At 69.3% G+C, this 20,152-nt stretch carries 19 protein-coding genes and 1 pseudogene; 10 read left to right on the plus strand and 10 right to left on the minus strand.

Annotated features, from left to right (window positions below):
* Positions 1–365: 365 nt before the first annotated feature.
* Entirely contained in the window at positions 366–956 is a 591-nt protein-coding gene (locus ACZ52J_RS41135) for a hypothetical protein (RefSeq protein WP_465626392.1), read from the minus strand.
* A 914-nt stretch (positions 957–1,870) separates the two neighbouring features.
* Between ACZ52J_RS41135 and ACZ52J_RS41140 the strand changes: the two genes are divergently transcribed.
* Positions 1,871–2,230 (plus strand): hypothetical protein, encoded by a 360-nt coding sequence (locus ACZ52J_RS41140; protein ID WP_360210602.1) that lies wholly within the window; start codon positions 1,871–1,873, stop codon positions 2,228–2,230.
* A gap of 98 nt (positions 2,231–2,328) precedes the next feature.
* The gene (locus tag ACZ52J_RS41145; protein WP_465626394.1) at positions 2,329–3,237 is read left to right on the plus strand and encodes a hypothetical protein; all 909 of its coding nucleotides are present in this window, start codon (positions 2,329–2,331) and stop codon (positions 3,235–3,237) included.
* 409 nt (positions 3,238–3,646) lie between these two features.
* Here ACZ52J_RS41145 and ACZ52J_RS41150 read toward each other — a convergent pair whose 3' ends face one another.
* Positions 3,647–4,213 (minus strand): Uma2 family endonuclease, encoded by a 567-nt coding sequence (locus ACZ52J_RS41150; protein ID WP_360509975.1) that lies wholly within the window; start codon positions 4,211–4,213, stop codon positions 3,647–3,649.
* Positions 4,214–4,546: 333 nt separating this feature from the next.
* On the opposite strand from ACZ52J_RS41150, the gene ACZ52J_RS41155 reads away from it, so the two are divergent.
* The gene (locus tag ACZ52J_RS41155) at positions 4,547–4,903 is read left to right on the plus strand and encodes a hypothetical protein (RefSeq protein WP_465626396.1); all 357 of its coding nucleotides are present in this window, start codon (positions 4,547–4,549) and stop codon (positions 4,901–4,903) included.
* 61 nt (positions 4,904–4,964) lie between these two features.
* On the opposite strand, the pseudogene ACZ52J_RS41160 reads toward ACZ52J_RS41155, so the two are convergent.
* Positions 4,965–5,217, minus strand: a pseudogene (locus ACZ52J_RS41160) (hypothetical protein); the annotation flags it as partial.
* A gap of 244 nt (positions 5,218–5,461) precedes the next feature.
* Here ACZ52J_RS41160 and ACZ52J_RS41165 point away from each other — a divergent pair.
* Together ACZ52J_RS41165 and ACZ52J_RS41170 are read left to right on the plus strand one after the other, a co-directional pair.
* Positions 5,462–8,317 (plus strand): hypothetical protein, encoded by a 2,856-nt coding sequence (locus ACZ52J_RS41165; RefSeq protein WP_465626440.1) that lies wholly within the window; start codon positions 5,462–5,464, stop codon positions 8,315–8,317.
* Positions 8,318–8,492: 175 nt separating this feature from the next.
* Entirely contained in the window at positions 8,493–9,707 is a 1,215-nt protein-coding gene (locus ACZ52J_RS41170) for a phosphodiester glycosidase family protein (RefSeq protein WP_465626398.1), read from the plus strand.
* Between the two features lie 190 nt (positions 9,708–9,897).
* Here the strand turns inward: ACZ52J_RS41170 and ACZ52J_RS41175 are convergent, their stop codons facing one another.
* Positions 9,898–10,533: a helix-turn-helix domain-containing protein gene (locus ACZ52J_RS41175; protein ID WP_465626400.1), complete on the minus strand. Its 636-nt coding sequence runs from the start codon at positions 10,531–10,533 to the stop codon at positions 9,898–9,900.
* A gap of 141 nt (positions 10,534–10,674) precedes the next feature.
* Between ACZ52J_RS41175 and ACZ52J_RS41180 the strand changes: the two genes are divergently transcribed.
* Entirely contained in the window at positions 10,675–11,661 is a 987-nt protein-coding gene (locus ACZ52J_RS41180; RefSeq protein WP_465626402.1) for an alpha/beta fold hydrolase, read from the plus strand.
* A 101-nt stretch (positions 11,662–11,762) separates the two neighbouring features.
* Positions 11,763–12,656, plus strand: coding sequence for an IS982 family transposase (locus ACZ52J_RS41185; protein WP_465626404.1), 894 nt, complete (start codon positions 11,763–11,765; stop codon positions 12,654–12,656).
* Between the two features lie 354 nt (positions 12,657–13,010).
* Here ACZ52J_RS41185 and ACZ52J_RS41190 read toward each other — a convergent pair whose 3' ends face one another.
* The 3 genes from ACZ52J_RS41190 to ACZ52J_RS41200 all read right to left on the minus strand — a co-directional run bounded on the left by ACZ52J_RS41190 (position 13,011) and on the right by ACZ52J_RS41200 (position 15,786).
* Positions 13,011–14,276, minus strand: coding sequence for a serine hydrolase domain-containing protein (locus ACZ52J_RS41190; RefSeq protein WP_465626406.1), 1,266 nt, complete (start codon positions 14,274–14,276; stop codon positions 13,011–13,013).
* Between the two features lie 345 nt (positions 14,277–14,621).
* Complete coding sequence (gene tpg, locus ACZ52J_RS41195) at positions 14,622–15,146, minus strand: telomere-protecting terminal protein Tpg (protein ID WP_465626408.1); 525 nt, start codon at positions 15,144–15,146, stop codon at positions 14,622–14,624.
* A 94-nt stretch (positions 15,147–15,240) separates the two neighbouring features.
* Positions 15,241–15,786, minus strand: coding sequence for a hypothetical protein (locus tag ACZ52J_RS41200; protein ID WP_465626410.1), 546 nt, complete (start codon positions 15,784–15,786; stop codon positions 15,241–15,243).
* Between the two features lie 80 nt (positions 15,787–15,866).
* Between ACZ52J_RS41200 and ACZ52J_RS41205 the strand changes: the two genes are divergently transcribed.
* Both ACZ52J_RS41205 and ACZ52J_RS41210 read left to right on the plus strand, forming a co-directional pair.
* Positions 15,867–16,916 (plus strand): TMEM175 family protein, encoded by a 1,050-nt coding sequence (locus tag ACZ52J_RS41205; protein WP_465626412.1) that lies wholly within the window; start codon positions 15,867–15,869, stop codon positions 16,914–16,916.
* Positions 16,917–17,231: 315 nt separating this feature from the next.
* Positions 17,232–17,366: a hypothetical protein gene (locus ACZ52J_RS41210; protein WP_465626414.1), complete on the plus strand. Its 135-nt coding sequence runs from the start codon at positions 17,232–17,234 to the stop codon at positions 17,364–17,366.
* A 128-nt stretch (positions 17,367–17,494) separates the two neighbouring features.
* Here the strand turns inward: ACZ52J_RS41210 and ACZ52J_RS41215 are convergent, their stop codons facing one another.
* A complete protein-coding gene (locus ACZ52J_RS41215; protein ID WP_465626416.1) occupies positions 17,495–18,010 on the minus strand; it encodes a hypothetical protein in 516 nt (171 codons plus the stop codon).
* Positions 18,007–18,375, minus strand: coding sequence for a hypothetical protein (locus ACZ52J_RS41220; RefSeq protein ID WP_465626418.1), 369 nt, complete (start codon positions 18,373–18,375; stop codon positions 18,007–18,009). Before ACZ52J_RS41220 ends, ACZ52J_RS41215 begins: the two co-directional genes overlap by 4 nt.
* Before the next feature lie 417 nt (positions 18,376–18,792).
* Between ACZ52J_RS41220 and ACZ52J_RS41225 the strand changes: the two genes are divergently transcribed.
* Positions 18,793–19,212, plus strand: a complete 420-nt coding sequence (locus tag ACZ52J_RS41225) for a DUF5958 family protein (RefSeq protein WP_465626420.1) — start codon at positions 18,793–18,795, stop codon at positions 19,210–19,212.
* A gap of 320 nt (positions 19,213–19,532) precedes the next feature.
* On the opposite strand, the gene ACZ52J_RS41230 is transcribed toward ACZ52J_RS41225, so the two are convergent.
* Positions 19,533–19,874, minus strand: coding sequence for a hypothetical protein (locus tag ACZ52J_RS41230; RefSeq protein WP_465626422.1), 342 nt, complete (start codon positions 19,872–19,874; stop codon positions 19,533–19,535).
* Between the last annotated feature and the right edge of the window lie 278 nt (positions 19,875–20,152).

Consider the following 20,152-nt stretch of genomic DNA (forward strand, 5'->3'; position numbering starts at 1 on the left):
AGACCGCAGACTCCCGCCCACGACCAGCACGAGCACCCCGGAGAACCGTCACGCCAGCCCCTCCGACCAGCACGTTCGAAGATGGCGAAGGCTCACTGGTCGTAGCCCGGCGGCTGCAGCTGCTGCAGGGTGTACTCGACCGTTCCCCTGGACCCGCGCGGCTTGCCCACCTTCTTGCGTCCCATCCCCGTCTCCCTGCCTCGCCATGACGCTGACCGGCCCATTGAACACCCGGGCTGCGGCGTTGCGGCCGCTGTCACGCGACACCGGTGAGGGCCCTCGGCCAGCGGGCGGTGCGCAGCGGGACGGCGTGGCCTCGGGCGACGGCACGACCAGAGCGACGATCTGGTGATCGGAGAGAGCGCCTAATACCTCATGAGCTTGGTGTTCAGGACGGTGAGCAGTTGCTCCGCGCGCGCTTCATTCTGGGCAATCGTCTCCGCGTCGTTTTCGCTCTGGACGAAGACGCTGAGCACCACCGTGCCCTTGGTGGCGACCAAATATACGTAGGGGTCCGGGTGGGTCGAGTTGCCCCCCGTCGTCTGCCCCTCCTCGGCGTAGAGCTCGTCGATGGGGGCAGAGAAACCCTCGAGCGAGACCTCGTGGATGTTCTCGGTCGCGACAGATCCGCCGTTGAGAACGAAGCTCTTCGGGCAACGCTTGCCGTCGGTCCTGCTGGTGGAAAGGTAGTTCCGGGCGTCGGCGGGCGTGGTGAAGACGCTCACGGTCGTGTTGCCGCCGACCGCGGTCGTGGTGGCATCGCCTTCGAGCGGGCGTTCCACGTTTCTGGTCATCTGGCCGCGCAGGCTGGGCGGCGGGGGTACGGACTGGTACCGGCACGACGCGTCGAGCCCGTAGGCCACGAGTTTGGCGTTCTCGCCGACAGGGCTGCTCTTGAAGCCGGTGCCCCACTCGGCCGGGGTGAGGGCCACGGCGGCTGCCAGTGCGCCGCTCATCGCCTTGCTCTTGACCGCGGGTGTGGTGGTGGTCGTTGTGGTGGCTGGGTCCGTTGTGGTGGCGGGTGTAGGGGTCGCTTGGGAGTTCGCGGTGGAGGTGCCGGAGGAGCATGAGGACAGCAGCAGCGCGGACAGGAGGGCGCAGCACACTGCTCCTGCGCCCTTCCCGAGATCGGTTCTTATCACGGGTGAGTACTAAACCATCGGTCAAGATCGTCCGCGCGGGCTGGGTGCCCCGGTCCGGGGCCCGCCGTCGGCGGTGGAAGACCTGCAGCTCGCGGCTGGCTGCTGTTCAGGCTGGTCGGTCACCGGTCGCCGGTCACCGGTCACCGCCGACGGCTCGGAGCCAGTCGAAGGCATCGTTGGCCGGGGTCCAGTGCTGGCTGCCGATGGGCGCGGCAAGGGAGGCCATACGTGCTCGTCGGTGCGCAGGACCAGACGGTGGCGGTAGGTGACAATCACCTCGACGACGGCGCCGAGGGCCGGGAGGGTTCCGTTGCCGGCGTTGACGCGTTCCACGAAGGGTGCGGCCTGCTGCGGCACGTGCCCGCGCACCGCCCGCCCGCCCGCCCGCCCGCCACCAGCGGTCACGCGCCAACGTGACGCCGACGCACCGGTGTTCGGCCCCGGCCGTGTCGCCGAGGATCCGGTCCAGGGCCGAGACGGTGAGTCTGGCGCGGGCCAACTCGTGCATGGTGAAGCGCAATGCGAGCGTCCCTCTCCCCCCGGTGGGCCGGCAGCCGACGGCGGCGGACATGCCATGTTCCGTACGACTTCGGGGCGGTTTCGCGGCTATTCGGCTGCGGCTGAACAGCTCGCGCCGCCGTTGCGCCCGACAGCCATCCTCTTCATGGGCCGCGATCACCCCGGCGCCTCGACACCCGGTACCCGATACCTCGATCGAAGGATTCCCCATGCAGATCGGCAGGAAGCTCCTCACCCTCACCGCCACCGCGGGCCTCGCCCTGGCCGGGGTGGCCGTGGCGGCACCGGCGAACGCCATCGGCGGAGTGGGCTGCCCGACCAACGGGCTCACGGTGACCACCAGCGGCAACGGAAACTACTGCGCCGCGGGCTCCATCGGCTACAAGAACACCAGCAGCCTGTTCGGGATCGGCCAGATCGACCACGTCATCTACGAGTCGACCCAGTGGAACTGGGCCGCCTTCTACAACTCCAGCGGCGTCATCAAGCTGAAGCCCGGTCAGTCCACCGGCTACCTCGGCGGCGTGATCACCTACGCGCTGGAGATCGACAACCCGAACTGGACGTGATCCCCGGCCCCACCGGTCCGTGAATCCGGCACCCGCCACCGACCCGCGGTCGCCCGTGGCGGGTGCCGTTCCGCCGCGCCCGCTCCCGGAGGACGGAAATGAAGCGCTCCACCACCTCGGCCCTGACGCTCGCCCTGCTGGCGGCCCTCGCGGGCTGCGGCACGGGCGGCACCCGCCCGGCGCCCCCCCAACTGGGCGAGATCCCCACCATCACCGGTGTCGGCCAGGTGGTGCGCCCGATCGACGTCTACCTCCCCACCGCGGCGCAGACCCGGACCGCGGAACGGGCCGCCTACCTGACGAGTGCCGACTGTCTGCGACGGCTGGGCATCACGGAGGCTCCCGGTCCGGACCCGGCTTGGGCCGAGCCCGCCGACCGGGACGTCCGGTCCCAGCTCTACGGGTACTTCGCGCCCGACCGCGTCGCCACCACCGGCTACGACGCCGTCGTGGCCACGGGCCCCGGGCAGCCGGCCTCCGCCGCCACCCGGCAGGTACTCACCGGGCGGGACACGACCGGCACCCCGGTCACGGAGTTCCAGGGCCGGGTCGTCCCCAAGGGAGGCTGCCTCCAGGAGGGCCTGGCCGTCGTCGGCGGAGCGGTGTTCCTGAACTCCACCCCCTCCGCCCTGCCCGCCGGCGGGCCGAAGGAGCCCTTGACGGATCCTCGCGTCGTGGCCGCCGACCGGCAGTGGAGCAACTGCATGAAGGACCGCGGCTTCACCTACGCCACCCCGGCGGACGCCTACATGGACCCGCGCTGGCGCGACCGGACCCAGGGCGCCGGAGCGTCCGTCAGCCACACAGCGGCCGAGCTCGCCACCGCGACCGCCGATGACGCCTGCAAGCGGTCCACCAACTTCATGGGGACCGCGGTGGCCGTCCAGGCCGCCTACGACCGGCAGTACATCGCGGCGCACCCGCAGGAGCTGGCGACGTTCGCGCAGGGCGTCAGCCGGCACGTCGCCGACGCGGAGAAGGTCGTCGCGGCAGGCGCGGCCGGGTAGCGCAGGCTCGGGTGACCAACTCAGGCTACTGCCGATCCTCGTGCTCTCCCCGTACGTCGAGGAGCACTGGCCCGGTTCGCGCGGGCAGCGGCGAGGGCGGCACGGTGGCGTGCGCGCTGCTCTCGGCCATGGGGCGAGGGCGGCGGCTTCTTGGTGCCGGCTGTCCTCGGCTGCGGTCGGTCGGGCTGCTTCGTGCTCGCACAGCCAGCCGCGGTGCCGCGCTGGTGCTTCGGTCTATCCGCGAAGTCCGGCCAGCAGCCACGGATCGCCGGGCCTGGCCGGTTTGCCGGTCACCAGGCGAAGGGCGGTCCGTTAGAACGGGGCCGACCCGTACGTGGTGGGTCTGGACGTCTACATGGCGGAGCAATCCCCGTGTGTGCGGAGGTGACCCGCATGGCCGCTTCCTGTGTCAGAAGTTGGTCGTGTCGAGTTCGGTGCTCAACGGGGGCGGTAGCTGCAGGGGGGTGCCGAAGGGGTGGGGCCCTTCGATCCGGGTGTAGCCGAGCTGGCCGGGCTGGGAGAAAAGGGTGCAGGTGCGTTCCTGCCGGTCGACCAGGAGGTACACGGGAGCGCCGAACTGCGAGTACCGCCGGCGCTTCGCGGTCCGGTCGGTGTCACCGTTCGACGGCGAGGTCACCTCGACGACGAGCACGGTCTGGTCGGGCAGGAGCGCCCCTTCGGTCTTCGCCAACTCGGCGGGCACGACGGCGAGGTCCGGAACGTAGTAGTTCTCCGTGCCGGGCAGGTCGAGGTTCCCGGAGCCGGCACGGAGGCCGAGCTCGCGCATGCGGGGCCCGATCTGTTCACGGATCAGGTCGACGGCGGTCTCGTGGGCCCAGGACGGTGACACGGGGGTGATGACTCCCTCGACGATCTCGACACGGTCACCCGCAATATGCTGGATCGCGTACTTGAGGGCCTGCTCCGGATTCGGTACCTGGCTGTAGTCACCCGGGCTGGCATGCGCCGTGCTCACGTGCTGCTCTCCTGTCCGGATGTCAGTCCTCAGAACGGACTAGCGAAGTTGTTTGGGTCCGCTGCGGCCTGGCTGCCACGGCCGTAGCGCTTGGATGGCTCCCGCCGAGCAGGGGCGCTCGTGGGAACTCGGCACCCGGTAACGTTACTAGGCACCACCACGTGACGTGAACAGCATGCCGAGCGAACGAGCCTCAACCGGTGACCCCTTACGAGAAGGTGACCGGCAGAAGAGCGGGTTCACTGCCGAGGATTCGGCCCAGGTCATAGCCAATGCGCGCGCGGTACTGACGTGCGTGGTCGCGCAGATGGGTGAGTGGCCAGCATTTGAGCGATGGCCGCAGCTGATGCCGACTTGGTCATCCAGCAGTGCGCGCCCGAGCACCCCGAACCAGAACATGGCGAGCCCTTCGACGCCGAGGCCTGGCTACGTCAGTGGCGGGCCATGACGCCGCAGCAGAAGGCGGCTGTCGATCAGGGACCGTGGATGCTCTCGGGTTGGCTCGACTACTTCGACCCTACCGAGGAAGGGATGGGCGACGACCGGAGCTGGTGGTGGTGGGACGCGAGAGCCGATGAGCCGGACGGCGCTTGGGTGCAGCTGACGACCACTGGCTGGCCCTTCGGCAGCCGTTCGTTGTCCTGGCTAATTGAGGCCAGCGGGGGTACGGACCTCGTCTACGGGCCATGAGCAGGCACCCGGCAAGATCGCGATCTACGGCTGGAGTACGAGGGCCCGTATTCGGTCGTGATCAGGCGGTGGTCCTGGTGAGGTCTTTGATCCAGATCATTGCGCCGCGAAGGTGGAGGCCGGCGAGGTAGCGGGAGTCCTGTCATAGCGGGTGGCGATGCCTCGCCAGGCCTTCAGCTTGTTGATCAGGCGCTCGACGGTGCTCCGCTTCTTGTAGAGCTCGGCTTGTAGAGCTCGGCGTCGTGGCCGACGGGCCTGCCGCCCTTGCTGCCCTTCTTCCGGTTGGCGGCCTGGTCGACCTTCTCGGGGATGACGGTCGGGTCCAGGTGCATTCCGGTGGCGTCGTGGTGGGCCCGGACGGTCGTGGAGTCCACGCTGACCAGGGACAAGTCCACCTCACCCCGCTTGACGGCTTCCGCGATCGCACCTCCAGCAGGGCCTCGAAGACGCCGGCGTGCCTCCACTGCCGGAAGCGGCTGTGGATGGTCGACCGCGCTCTTGTCGCCTTTCGGTTCGAGCCCCGTTCCGTGGCCGCGATCGAAGATGCGCTCGGGATGTATGAGTGCCTGTGTCGAAATATTGTTGATGTGTTGGAGGCTACAGGCGCGGCCGGGGGAGCACTGCCGGCCGGCGGGTGGCCGTCCCCGCGAAGATCGTGGGAGGTGGCCAACGCCAGCGGGGGATTCAGGGCGTTCGGGCGGTGCTCCTGGTGGTTCGCCGGACGGCCCTGTGGCGAGGAGATCACGGCAAGGGGTTGCCATGCCCGACCACATGACCCTCCTGGACACCAAACGGCTGGCCCAGCTGACGGGCGACCGGGACCCTCAGGACTGGCCCATGATGAACCTCACCGGCGGCTGGAACGTCGTGGGTGTGGATGAGGGACCCACCACCGAACACGAGGGCAGGCTGTACGTCTACTTCGGTGACGTCGCCACGTCCGACAACGGCGGGCACCACCCGATCGGCTGGAACTTCGTCTTACCGAACAAGACCCAGGGTGCCAACGATACGACGGGACAGCCCGACTGGCGCTTCTGCGTACGGTGCAACGGGCTGTTCCGGGCCCCGAAGGACAGCGCTTCGGGCTCTGTCTGCCCGTTCGGCGGCGAGCACGTCCCGGCGGGCTGGAACTTCGTGCTGCCGAACAACATGCAGGGTGCCACCGACACGACCGGGCAGCCCGACTGGCGTTTCTGCGGGCAGTGCCACGGGCTGTTCCATGCACAGCAGGAGGAGCCTGGAGGAGGTGTGTGTCCTGCCGGGGACCGGCACCGTCCGGACGGGTGGATCTTCTATCTGCCCAGCCGTGAACAGGGGGCCCCGGACACCAGCGGGCAGCCCGACTGGCACCTGTGCGCCACCTGCCATGGGCTCTTCTGGCAGCCGGGAGGCATCCCGAACCCCGGCATCTGCCCGGCGGTGAACCCGCGCAACTCCGACCTGGTCGCCTGGACCGATGACACCCGGGTGGCCGAGGCCGTGCTCGTCGAGCACGACCCGCAGGGTTGGAACTTCGTCCTGCCCAACACAACGCAGGGTGCCACCGACACGACCGGACAGCCCGACTGGCGCTACTGCGCGAAGTGCAACGGGCTGTTCTTCGCGCCCCACGAGGCCGCCACGGGAAGCAGGTGCCCGCTCGGTGGCGAACACGTCCCGGCCGGCTGGAACTTCGTCCTGCCGAACAATGTGCAGGGCGCCACCGACACCACCAGTCAACCCGACTGGCGCTACTGCGGAAACTGCCACGGACTCTTCTGGGCTCCCCACGGCGCCACCGACGGTACGGTCTGCCCGGTCGGGGGAGAGCACAGTTATCCCCCCGACAGCTGGATCTTCCACCTGCCCAGCCGCGAACAAGGCGCCGACGCCAGCTCCGGCCAGCCCGAATGGCATTTCTGCTCCCGGTGCCACGGACTGCTGTGGACCGGCGCGGCGACGCCGGGGACCTGCCCGCGGTCGACGGCAGGCGGGTTCCGACTGAACCCCGTCATGCGGGATCCGTCGAACTTCGATCCGATGCGCGCCACCGCCCCGGTGGGCATCACCAAAAGCCTGGAGAGGCCCGGAGGCCCCTTCAGCCATGACGGCCGCGCCTACGCCTTCGTCAACATCTCCGCCCCGCAGTACTCGGAGCAGCTGCGACCGGGCAATCCCACGCTCGGCACCTATCTGGTCGGCAAGGCCGACCCGTCGAAGCCCGGTCCGTACGACACCGAGTTCCTCTTCAGCCCGCGGATCGGGGCGTGCCCGACCGGGCCGGGCGGCGCGCTGCAGAGCCACCAGGTCCTCGGCCTGTCGTTCATCCTGCCGCACGACCTCAGTGCGAGTCCCATCAGCCAGGCAGGGTGGCGGCACTGCCGCACCTGCGAGGCGCTGTTCTTCTCGGGTGAGGCCGCCACGACGGGTGGAGTGTGCTGGGCGACGCGGCAGCCGCATGACGGCGTCGGCTCCGCCGTCTACGCGATGCCACTCGACGAATCCGGGCTCCGGACACAGGGAGCCTGGAAACGCTGCGACAACTGCGCGGCGGCCGTCTTCACCGGGTACTCGGCCACCCCGGACCTGTGCCCGGCCGGCGACGGCCTCCACCGGCCCGTCGGCCCCGAACTGCACGTGCCCTTCTTCGACACGCCCGATGCGCCTCCCGACGATGCGAACCACCAGAGCGGCTGGCGGTTCTGCATCCGGTGCAGCGGACTGGTCTACACCTACCGGGAGGACCGCTTCTTCGGCGCGGTGCCGCAGCTTGTGGACAAGAGCGTCGTGCCGGGCCTACCGCCGACCGCTGCCGAGAGCGGTCTGGTGATCCTCGGCTTCGGCTGGCGGGCCGACCACGGCGGGGACTTCCGCCTGGCCTGGATACCGCTCCTCACCGGTTCACCTCCGCGCCTGCAGGACACGATGTACTACACCGGTGCTTCGTCCGAACCATGGTCGCCCGATGCCGGACAAGCCAAGGACCTGTGGTTTCACGACGAGTACACCTCGATCGGGCTCATGTGGCTCGACGAGCTCCGACGGTGGCTGCTCTTGCTGACCAACGCTTCCGACAAGGACCCCGTACCGGGCGGTGACGATCCCCGGGCCCGCCCCATCGTCGCTCGACTCGCTTCGACTCCCTGGGGGTTGGCCACTGCAGAGGACGTCCCGCTCTTCGACCCGAACGTCGACTACCCCTCTCAACCGAAGGCGTACGGCTCCTACATGCACCATCCCGGGATGGACCGGATTCACGAGAAGGACCCGCCTCCGGATCCCAACCAGGGCTGGTCGTACGGCGCCTACCCGCTCAGGCGCTTCACCACCTGGGACCCGGCCACCGGGGAACTCGATCTGTGCTACCTGCTTTCACTCAGCCGCCCGTACCAGGTTCAGGTCATGAGGAGCACCCTGCGCATCGAAGTCTGAACCCGCCCGCCTGTGTGGACACCGCCGGACACCCGGGCCCGTGTCACCGCGAGCGGATCGCCCCGCCCTGGCAAGCCCGCCTGTCCCCCACCCTGAACCACTCCTGCAGGCACTTGGTGGCGACACGCCTCAGGCAGTGCTGCGGGCAGGCCGCGGCAGCCGCGAGCATGGGCGCGTGAAGGCTCTCCTGAGATCCGCGGTCGCCCTGATCATGGCCCTGGCCCCGGCCGGCCCAGCCGCGTCGTCTGCCGACGAGGCCCTCGCAGGCACCGCACCCTGGGTGCCGCTCGCGGCCGGAGTCGCGTACAGGGAAACGACGGTGCCCACCCCGCACGGCACCGCTCGCCTGTACGCCGTACAGGCCGACCTCAGCCGGCCCGGCGTGCGGGCCGACCTGCTCTACCCCGGTGCGGTGGCCGCCCGGGCGCCGCTCACCCGGCTGGCCGGCGAACGCGGGGCGGTCGCGGCCGTGAACGGGGACTTCTTCGACATCACCGAGGAGCAGCACCCGGGTGTCGAGGCGACGGGGGCGCCCTCCGGCCCGGCCGTCCACCGCGGCCGGGCGTTGAAGGCCGCGGTCCCGCAGGCTCAGCGGTTCGGCTGGCAGCCGCCTCCGGGTGACACGGACCAGGACGTGCTGGGGGTCGGGGTGGACGGTGTGGCCCGCACGGGACGTCTGGAACTTGGGGGCCATCTGCAGGCCGCAGGCCGTACGTGGGAGCTGGGCGGGCTGAACCAGTACGCTCTGCCGGTCGGTTCGATCGGGGTGTTCACCTCCGACTGGGGTGAGGTCTCCCGAGAGCGCGCGGTGTGCGGGAATGACGAGTCGCGAAAGGCGCCCTGCAGCACGGACACCTGGGAGCTGACGGTCCGTCACAGCCGCGTCGTGTCGGCCTCCACCACCCCGGGCCGTGGTCCGATCCCCGCCGACAGCCTCGTGCTACTCGGCCGCGAGGCCGGCGCCCGGGTGCTGGCGGGCCTGCCGGTCGGAACGGCGGTCGTGACGGACTACCGCCTCGCGTCGAACGGGCCGGTGCCCTTCGCTTTCGCCCTGGGCGCCTATCCGATGCTGCGCGACGGGAGGCCACTGGCAGGGCTGGACGCCCACGACATCGAGCCGCGCACCGCAGTCTGCCTGGCAGACCACGGCCGCCTGCTCACACTTCTCTCCACGGACGGCCGAGAGAGCACCTCCACCGGGATGGCTCTCACCGAACTCGCCCAAGCCCTGCGTGGTTTCGGCTGCTCCGACGGCGTCTACCTGGACGGCGGCGCCTCCGCCACCCTGGTCACCCGCAACCCGGACACCAGCGATCTCGCGGTCCGCAACCACCTCGACCACGACCAGGAACGACGGATCCCCAACGCCATCGGCATCTTCGCCGAGTAGGCCGACCGACCGCTACGAAGCGGCAGGTGTACGGGCTGGTTCAGCCTCCTTACTGCCTTGGAACGCACCAGAAGTGACCGGACGCCCTCTCGGCGGCGGCGTCTCGAAGGCCCGCCGATCTGCGTGACGTTTCAGTCGGCGGAATTCAACGACTGAAGCGCTCAGCGGGGAGGCCGCCACGCAGAGCAGTTCAGGCCCCTGGTGTTCCGCCGGACTGCCAGGCCCCGCGGCCGGGGACCGGCGTGGTCCGCGGCCGCAGTCGTTCGCCCTGCGGCCCGAACAAGATCAGATACTCGACCAGCCCGCCGGTGCCGGCGTTCGCCACCCCGTGCGGGGTGCGGGTATCGAACTCGGCGACGTCCCCGGCGGCCAGGACGAGATCCTGGTTGGCGAGCGCGAGCCACAGTCGCCCGTACAGGACGCACAGCCACTCGTAGCCCTCGTGGGAGGCCTGCCGGGGCCGCACGGGCGGATCCTCGACGGCGGGCAGCACGTGCTTGTGGGCGTGCAAGCCGCCGACGTACCGGGTCAGCGGCAGTACCGCCTTGTCGTCCCCGAAGCTGTGCGGCGCCCTGCTGCGGCGCTCGACCGCGGGGGCGGGGGCGGTGCCGGCCAGCTCGTCCAGGGAGACGCCGTACTCCTTCGCCAGCTGAAGCAGGACCTCCAGGGTGGGCTTGCGCCGACCGGTCTCGATCCGCGACAGCGTGCTCGGCGAGATGCCGGTCGCACAGTGGACACCGGCGAGCGTGGCGCCGTGCTGCTCGCGCGCGGCTCGCAGTCTGGGCCCCATCGCCGCCAGCGTGCCGTCCAGGTCGTCGCCTGCCATCCGTTCCGTTCCTTCCAGCCGCACCGCCCAACCGTCCTGGGCTGCGATCTTGCCAGAACGGCAACGCTGATCGCGTCGAGAGACCGCCGCGCCGCATGATCGACGAGTAGCCGCGTCCGTCCGCGAACCGAGGAGAAGCCCATGCAGCCCGAACCGACCGCCGAGCTCCGCCACCGCACCATCGGGACCCCGGCCGGGCGCCTGCACCTGGTCGAGCAGGGCACCGGCCCACTGGTCCTGCTCGTGCACGGCTTCCCCGAGTCCTGGTATTCATGGCGCCACCAGCTCCCGGCCCTCGCCGCCGCCGGCTACCGGGCGGTTGCCATCGACGTGCGCGGCTACGGCCGCTCCTCCAAGCCAGCCGCGACCGACGCCTACCGAATGCTCGACCTGGTGCAGGACAACGTCGCCGCGGTGCGCGCCCTCGGCGAGGAGAGCGCGGTGGTCGTCGGCCACGACTGGGGCTCCAACATCGCCGCCATTTCGGCGCTGCTCCACCCCGAAGTCTTCCGCGCCGTCGGCCTGCTGAGCGTCCCCTACGCCCCGCCGGGTGGTCCTCGCCCCACCGACGTCTTCGGCCGGATCGGCGGCCCTGAGCAGGAGTTCTACGTCTCCTACTTCCAGAAGCCCGGCCGCGCCGAGGCGGAGATCGAGCCCGATGTCCGGGGCTGGCTCTCCGGCTTCTACGCGGCACTGTCCGCTGACACCATGCCCGCCCAGGGCGAGCCCGACCCGCACTTCGTTCCCCACGGCGGCCGGCTGCGCGACCGCTTCCCCGCAGGCACGTTGCCCGCCTGGCTGAGCGAGGACGACCTCGACGTCTACGCCGCTGAGTTCGAGCGCACCGGCCTGACCGGCGCCCTCAACCGCTACCGCAACATGGACCGTGACTGGGAGGACCTCGCCCCCCATCGCGGAGCCGCGATCAAGCAGCCGTCCCTGTTCATCGGCGGCACCCTGGATGCCTCCACCACCTGGATGGCCGATGCCATCGACAGCTACCCCACTACCCTCCCCGCCCTGTCCGCCTCCCACCTGTTGGAAGGCTGCGGCCACTGGATCCAGCAGGAACGCCCTGACGAGGTCAACCGCCTGCTGACCGACTGGCTCACCGCCCTCCAGGGCTGAACCGCGCACCCGAGTACCGGGCCCCGGACACCCCACTCACCTAGACGAGTAGATCCGAAGTTCTGGCCCGCCAAAGGGCAGAGGGTGTCCAAGATCAGTTTGTGACGACCGACCTGAACACCCTCTTGACCGCACTTTACGTGAAGATCGACGACGAGATCGGAGGAACCCGCTGGATGGGACGGCCGCCCCTGCTCAGCGACTCCGAACTCGTCTGTCTCGCGGTCGCCCAGGCCTTGCTCGGCTACCACTCCGAAGCCCGCTGGCTGCGCTACGCCCGCAAGAACCTGTCCGACATGTTCCCCTATCTGCCCCAACGGCCGGGCTACAGCAAGCGGTTGAAGTCAGCACTTCCACTGCTCAAGCGCATGATCCGCGAACTCGCCATGGACAGCGACTTCTGGAGCGACACGATCTGGATCGCCGACTCGACCCCGGTGCCCTGCGGAATGTCGCGCCCGACTGGCCAGCGATCGAACCTGGCCGGCTGGGCAGGCTACGGCTACTGCGCCTCCCACTCCCGCTTCTTCTGGGGCCTGCGCCTGTATCTGGTGTGCACCCCGACCGGGATGCCGATCATGTGGGCACTGGCCAACCCTAAGATCGGCGAACGCGAGGTCCTGGCAGCGATGCTGGAGGTCGACGCCGATCTGGTGACCGAGCGCGAGGGCATCCTGCTCATCACGGACAAGGGCTTCGCGTCCAAGCCGTTCGAGAAGGACCTCGCCGAGCAAGGCATCGAGCTCCTGCGGCCGTCGCTCAAGCGCGAGAGGAAGCGATACGGCGAGCCGATGCTCAAGAAGGTCCGCCAGCTGATCGAGTCGGTCAACGACACCCTCAAAGGGCAGCTTGACTTGGAACGACATGGCGGACGGACCTTCGAGGGCGTGGCCGTCCGGGTGACCCAGCGGGTCCTCGCGATGGCCGCCAGCATCTGGCACAACAACCTGATCGGCGCACCGGTCACCCGCTCGCTGATCGCCTACGACCACTAATCACATCGGATCTACTCGTCTAGGCGATACGGCTTTGTCACAGGTCTGCCACCTTGCCTGCCAACTGGAACGCACAGCCCGACAGATCTGGTGCTCATCCGCCAGATGCAGTGCTCCGTCACAATCTCGTGTGACTGAGCGCTTCAGTTGGCGACTTGAGCGCATCGAGGCACAAGGTGGAGGTGCCTCCGCTTCAGCCGCGCCGCGGCCCGGCTGCGCAGCACCCTCCTCAGCCACCTCCGCGCTGCCGAAGGCTTTCTGCCCACGGGCCCCGGGGGCTCCCCACCGCGAAGTAGCCACGGGGAGCCCCCCCGGGGCCCGTGGGCAGAACCTGGGGCAGATACGGCTGGTGTCTCAGTGGGCGGCGGTGGTGGCCTGGGGCGGGGTGAGCAGGGCGGCGATCAGGCGGTTGGCGACGGCCGGAGAGCCGCCGTTGTCGGCGGTGGAGGTGCCGACGGCGTAGACGGTGCGCAGCTTCAGGTCGCGGGTGGCGAAGACGCCGCTGGCGTAGCCGATGTCGTGGCCGGTCTTGCCCCACAGGACGGTGCCGTCGGGCAGCGCGACGCTCTTCAGACCGGCGCCGTAGCAGGCCGTGCCCTTGGCGGGGCCGGTGTCGCAGTCGCTGCCGTCCGCGTAGTGGAGGGGGTTGCCTGTGCTGTCGAGCGGGGCGGCGAACATCTCGTTGAGTTGCTCGGGGGCGAGCAGTCGGCCGCTGAACAGGGCGGTGATGAAGCGGTCGAGGTCGGGTGCGGTGGAGATGATGGCGGTGGCGTCGTCGCCCTGTTCGCTGACGTCCACGGGCCGACCGGTGGAGTCGATGACGTAGCCGTGTAAGGCCGGCCGGGGCATCCGGGTGTCGCCCTCGGGGACGGATGTGTGGTTCAGGTGGAGCGGCCGGATCACCCGGCTGGTCACCTCGTCGCCGAAGGAGGTGCCGGTCACTTGCTCGATGATCTTGGCGGCGATGCGGTAGCCGAGCGAGCTGTACTCCTGCTTGCTGCCTGGGGTGAAGTGCAGGGGCGGGGTCGAGCCGTCCGCCGGGTGCAGGCTGGAGTGGATGACGTCGTCGAGGGTGAAGTAGTCGAGGTGTTCGGCGATCAGCTGGTCGGTGGTGGGGTTGGGGATTCCCGCCTGCATGTCCGGCAGGCCGCTGGTGTGGTTGAGCAACTGCTTTACGGTGATGGGATGGTAGCTGTCGGGCAGGAGGCCGGGCAGGTAGTACTGGACGGTCTGGTCGAGGTCGAGCTTCCCCTCGGCGGCCAGTTGGAGGGCCACCGTGGCCTCGAAGGCCTTGGAGATGCTGCCGATGTGGAAGTGCGCGTCGGGTGAGATCGGCCGACTGGTGAAGGCGTCCGAGGAACTGCCCTGCCAGATCTGGTCCGGGGTGCTGACCCGGGCCAGCTGACCACCCGCCCGGTCGCCGGGGTGCAGGCTGACCGCCGCGTCGAGGGCCGTCGTGTTGAGCCCGGAGGCACCGATCGGCGATGCGCTCTGCGTGGCGGCGGCCGCCTGGACGGCCGGCGCACCAGCGGCCAGGGCCGGAGCGGCTGTGGCGGTGGCGGCGACCAGCGCGGCGGCGGCCAGCGCGAGCGGGGTGAGGCGTCGCTTGAAAGCGTTCATCGGTCTACTCCGGGTGAGCTCATCGGACGCCGGTCGAACGTCCTCGATCATGGTGTCGTTCGACCAGCCGACGGCGCATCGGGAATCACCCCGGCTTCGGCCCTGGGCCATCCCTGACTCCTGGTCAGGGTCAGCCCCGACCAGATCCGCGCCACCCGCCACACCGGCCTGCGGAATCTGCCCCTGCAGGATGCCCACTACCGCGAGCTGAAGGCACTACTCGACCACGCCGACCGACTCGCCATCGGCATCGATGCCGCACACTCAGCTCGCCAACTCAACCGCTCATCCGCCAACTGAAGCCCTCAGTCACATCTCGGCGACACGGTGGCCGCCCGCGGGTTTCTACAGCTCGAGGTCCATCCAGTTGAGGCTGTTCAGCGCGACCTTCGGCGCGCGCCAGCCGCCGCCGGCCCGGAAGTAGTGGTCGCGCAGGCCGTCGGCGAGGATCTCCTCCTGTTCGGCCTGGGTGGCTCCGCGGTCGCGGGCGGCGTAGAGGGCCTGGGCGATGCTGCCGGGCATCCGGAGGTTCTCCAGGAGCCGTTCACGGGGGTCGTCGGTGGAGTTGGGGCCGGCGTCGAAGCCGAACGTCCCGGAGATGTGGAGCGTGAACCCGTTCTTCTCGGCGTCGCGGCGTACCCGCTGCTTCACCCGCGGCTGCCAGGCCGCCAGCTCGCCGTCGGCGAGGGCGGTCAGGGCGTGGGCCCAGCGCTGGGCGGTGCGCACCGAGACGCCGACGGCCTGGGCAAGGCGCTTGGTGTCGTTCTTGGCGACCTTCTCCCGCAGGAACTTGACCCGGGTGTTCAGGTGGACCGGGATGGGGCGGGTGCGCTTGGCGCGTTCCAGGGCCTCGTCGATCTCCCGGCTCATGGGGCATCAGGTCCTTCCTGCCGTCCCGGCCGGGACGGCGTCGAGTGGGTGCTCTGGGTGGCCCTCCGGACGGGTGCCGGCAGGCCGCGCGGGGCTACTCGTCGGCGGAGACGACTCCGCCGGTCTTGATGTGCCTTGCCGGGTTCGTGTCGTCGGCGATGAGGTCGGTGATCTCGGCCATCGGTCGGGAGCCCTCGAACTTCACCAGGCGGGGGCTCACTCCGAGGCGCAGCGAGGTGGTGAGGGTGGCGTCCGGCTTGGTGAGGATGTCCAGGGCGCCGGGGCCGGGTGAGGCGAAGACGGCGCAGTCGGAGATGGCGGCGAAGGCGTGCAGGCCGGTGTCGGCGGCCATTCTGCGGAGCTTGCGGTGGAGGTTGACGGTGGCGGTGTCGATGACCAGGGCGCGCATCAGCGGGTCCCAGGTCGGCCGCTCCAGAGCCGCCCAGCGCTCGCCGGGCTTGTAGCCGTGCCCGCGCGGGCGTTCGCGCATCTTGCCGAGGGTGCCCTTCGCGGTCTGCTTGATCGCGGTCAGCACCGCCGGCTCCGCCGGGTCGCCGGTGGTCTTGAGGCTGGCCATGGCGTCCAGGAACGCGGCGGGGTCGGTGTCGGCGAGCGTGAGCGGGACGCCGAGAGCGGCCATCGTGTCCAGGTACGCCGCCCGGAGGTGCTTGTGCGGGGCGCCCGTCGCCGAGCGTGCTTCGCCTCGTCGGTGGGGTCGAGGTGGCCGTGCTCGATGTGGAACGCGGCAGCAGCGGCGTGCATCCGCTGCCACTGCCCGTGCGGGTCGAAGGCGCGCAGCTTGACGGCCTGGAGGATCCGCGCTGCTTGCTGCTTCGTGTTGATCTTCAGTCACTCGATGGGCGACTCCGCTGGCGCCGGCTGCTGCTCGCCCTTCTTTCCCGGGCTCGGAGGCCTCGCCCTCGACCGGCTTGGCCGCGGTGGTGTGCCGAGCGGGCCGCCGACGAGCTCACGGTACGCTTGCGCCCGCCGGGGACGCGGGTCCGGATCGCCGTGGTCGGCCCTGTCGACCCGGCTCCGAAACAGCGCCTCGTCATCCAGGTCCTGCGCCACCGCGGCTGCCAGAGAGTCCGACTTGGAGACAACGTGAACACCGAGGAAGCACCCCCGCCCGAACCGCTGAAGCGAGCCGCCGACTTCAGCACGAACCGCCTCGAGGCTTTCAGCGACGGCGTGTTCGCGATCGCCATCACGCTCCTGGTGCTGGACCTGAAGGTGCCGGAACCGGAGGCCGCGCAGGGCGGTTCCCTGAATAGCGCGCTCGCACACCAGTGGCCTTCGTATTTCGCCTATCTGGTGAGTTTCCTGGTCATCGGCATCATCTGGATCAATCACCACGCGATGTGCTCACTGGCACGCCGGGTGGACCGGCGCACCCTGTTCGCCAATCTCTTCCTGCTGCTCACCGTGTCGGTGATCCCCTTCCCTACCCGCTTGCTCGCGACCTACCTCACCGCCGACAACAGCGACGCCCACACCGCGGCCGCCGTCTACGCCTCCACCATGGTGGCGATGGGGATCGCCTTCTCCCTGCTCTTCCTCGCCTTCACGCGCGACGCACGGCTGCTGGACACTCCAGTGCCCCCCGCGGCACTGCGCACCGCGATGCGCCGCTTCAGCATCGGCGGCCTCTGTTACCTGCTCACCGTCGGCCTGGCATACATCAGCCCGGTCGCGATGCTGGCCACCCACGCGCTCCTCGCCATCTATTACTGCTTCGACCAGCTGGCCCCGGCCCGCCCCACGCGCTGACACCGCTCCGCCGAGGACGAGGGCAACGCGCTCATCACCGGCAACGCCAGCAGCGGGACCGTACACGGCGGCACGCCGCGTTCTTGAGCGGAGCCGGATCAATGGGGCGCCCTGGTCGCGCAGCACCAGGGCGGTAAACAGCATGCGGCGGTGCGGGATCGCGCGCTCGGGATATGGATCTCACAGTGTTCCGGGACCTGGCCAGCCAAGCTGTCATGAGGCAGCTGTGCAGAGAGGACAGGTTGACTTCCTCCGAGCGATTGCGGAACAGGCAGCGAACCTGTCTCATTCCGCTTAAGGAAAGGGAGGGCGCGGGTGGCTGTCGTCGCTGCGTCGTTGCATCTCAAGGAAGACGTCGATCAGGTCGAGATGTGGTGCGCCTCCGGGAATACCGGATCGCAGCGTCTTCAGGAGCTTGGCGGTGAACAAGCCGTGCTCGCCGTCGGTTAGCGAGTTCTGAGTACGGCCTACTGCCACTTCCTGCCGCAGGTCTACCACCGCTACGGCGAGGGCCGGGAGCTGTTGCCGGGGCCGCAGGATGCGGACCACCTGGAGGGGCTTCGCCCGGCCTCCGCTGTTCAGGCGGCAGGATCCGCCCGGCGTGCGGTGTCGCTGCTCGCAGCGGCCTTCGACCGGTGCGAGCGCACTGCTCGGTGCAGCAGGGCGGCTTCGGCGAGCGCGACGACAATGGCCAGCGCGTTGAACACCGGGGCGCTCACCATGCCGCCGATGCCGCTCGCGACGAGGGGGATGACCGCGCCCGGGGCGGCCAGGACGAAGGCGAGAGCCGGCAGCGCGGCTGAGCTGTCGAACGGGTCGTTCCACGGCTGGAGCGCCTGCCACACGGCCAGGGCCACGAGGACGACGGCGTAGAGCGCGAAGAGCACACGGGCGGCGGAAGGACGCCGGCGGAAAGGGGTCACGGACCGGATGATGTCACGTGCGAAGTACCGGTCCAGTTCCAATACCGTGACTTTGGTCTGGTTTGGTCGTTGGGCGGTGTCGGCGTCCATGTCGAACTGCCCAGCCAGGCACACGTGAACGCGCCCACTGCGCCGTAGGTGATCACACGGCTCTGTCTTGCTGTTGCTCATGCCTTTGGGGGTGCGGCCGGACCCGGCAGTCCGAGAAGTCGAGCGAGCGCGGCGGCAACGGAGTCGGCGTGGTCGGGCAGATGTCCGGGGACCCAGTCGGCCGCCAGTGTGAAGAAGTCGGCCAGGTCGCGTTCGGCGTCGGCGAGAAGGTGGCCGAGCTTGGTTACGGGCAGTTCGATCAGCGGGCTGTCGTGCCGGCAGTTGTCGACGGTGAGCCGAACGGTGTCGCCGATGCGTTCGGCGAGCGGTGGCACAGGATCGTGGCCGAACCAGAGCGGGCCGCCGTCGTTGATCAGCCGGTGCCAGTCCCGCCAGTCCTCCAGCCCGTCGCAGCACCCGGGCAGGAAGGTGACGCCTGTTGACATATCCGTCACCCGCAGACCGCCGACTGCGAAAAGGGGGTCGAGGGTCAGCAGTCCGTGGAGAAAAGAGCCGCGCGGGTCGGCCGGCCGCAGCGGGTGGTCTCTTCCACGACGGGCTGCATCACGATCACCCGATGAAGTGTCCGGCATCTTCCAGCCGGCCGCATGCTTATTCCTGGAGCACCCAACCCCGCCGAGCTGAGCACCTTCGGCTGTACCCCGCTGAGCACATACCTGTGTACGCCGACACCCCATGTGGCATCCCCAGCGCAACACCCCGTTGCACCCACACCCGCCACGAGGACAAGGCCGGCCCGACACCGGGCGGGAAGGGGATAGTTAGTACTCCAGTCACACTTTAAGATCTGATTGGATGACTCTCGGGCTGCCGGTCTGGGTGGCTCGTGGAGGCGGGGGCTGATGCGCGAGCGTGCGGTGATCCTGAATGAGTTGGCGCAGGGGCTGCGTCCCATCTCGCAAGGCATCGACTGGTTCGAGGACCTGCCGAGTGCCGAACAGTCTCTTGCGCTGCGGGATCTCGCCCAGTTCTGTGTGCAGGCGCGCGCCACCAGCGACGACGGCCCGGAGGCCATCCGCCGGTCCGGGATCCGGCCAACCCACACCCCGGCAGTGCTGATCACGGGCGGACGGATCGAACATCAGCTGGGAAAGATCGCCAGGTTGGATCCCGTCTACGAGCGAACCAAGGCGTTCCGGCTGCTGGTCGAGGTCTTGAGTATCGCGGATGCACGTCGGCGGGCACGGTCCTGCATCAACGGATGCGGCCATGAGTGGCACCAGTTGGCATCCGACAGAGAACGGGGAACGACCACCGCGTGATCATCGGAGGTTATGTGGACTCCTGAAGATCGTGCGGTGGCCGGGTACACCCTCACCGGCACCCCACTCCCCCTGCCCGGCGGCGAAACCCTCGCCCAGTACCACCAGCGCGTCATCGGCACTATCGAGGACGGCGGCGAAGCCACAGCCCCGAGAAAGCCCGGGTGTGCTGCCGTCCTCGCCGGCAGCACACCCGGAGCTCGCCAAGCGCATAACGGACGAAACCACACCGACCTGGCGAGGAACCTACTGGGACATAAAGGGCAAACTACTCTCATCAAATGCCCTCTGGCAGTCGAACGCGGGGGCGGAGAGTCCGGTCAGCCGTAGAGCGGTTGGGCGACTGAGACGGTGACCCGGTTGCCGAAGCGGCCGCGCAGGTCTGCCTGGGCGCTGGCCAGATTTCCGCTGACGTCGACCTCCACCACGCCGCGGGTGAAGCTCACCTCCGATCCGTCGCCCACCATGACGATGCTGTAGTCGCTGGTGTGCCCTATCAGTGCGACGACCCGGTTGCGGGTGGCGGCCAGCTCGCTGATCGAGCGCGGCGCGTCGCGCAGGTCCATGCGCACGCCCAGACCCAGGTGAGCGAGGGCGGCGTCGAAGCCGCCACCGCCCGGCTTCCGGTAGACGATGACGCAACCGTCCGGAACGTCCACCATCAGGCCCGTGAAGACATCCTGGTAGGAGGTGCTGAGGCGTGAGACCGCGTCTGCGGCCGTGTCCAGCTGCTGCTGGTCCGGTCGGCCCGAGCTCGGCGCAGGGCTTACGGCGACGGCGGACGCGGTGGCACTCGTCGGCGGAGGGCTTGCGGCGACGGCTGACGCGGCGGCACTCGTCGGCACGGGAGTGGACGGCGCGACATTGGTCTGTCCAGCACAGGCTGCGCAAGCCAGCAGAGCGGTCAAGGCCAGGGTGACAGCGGTCAGGTGTATCGGCG

The organism is Kitasatospora sp. NPDC034035 (assembly GCF_055575755.1).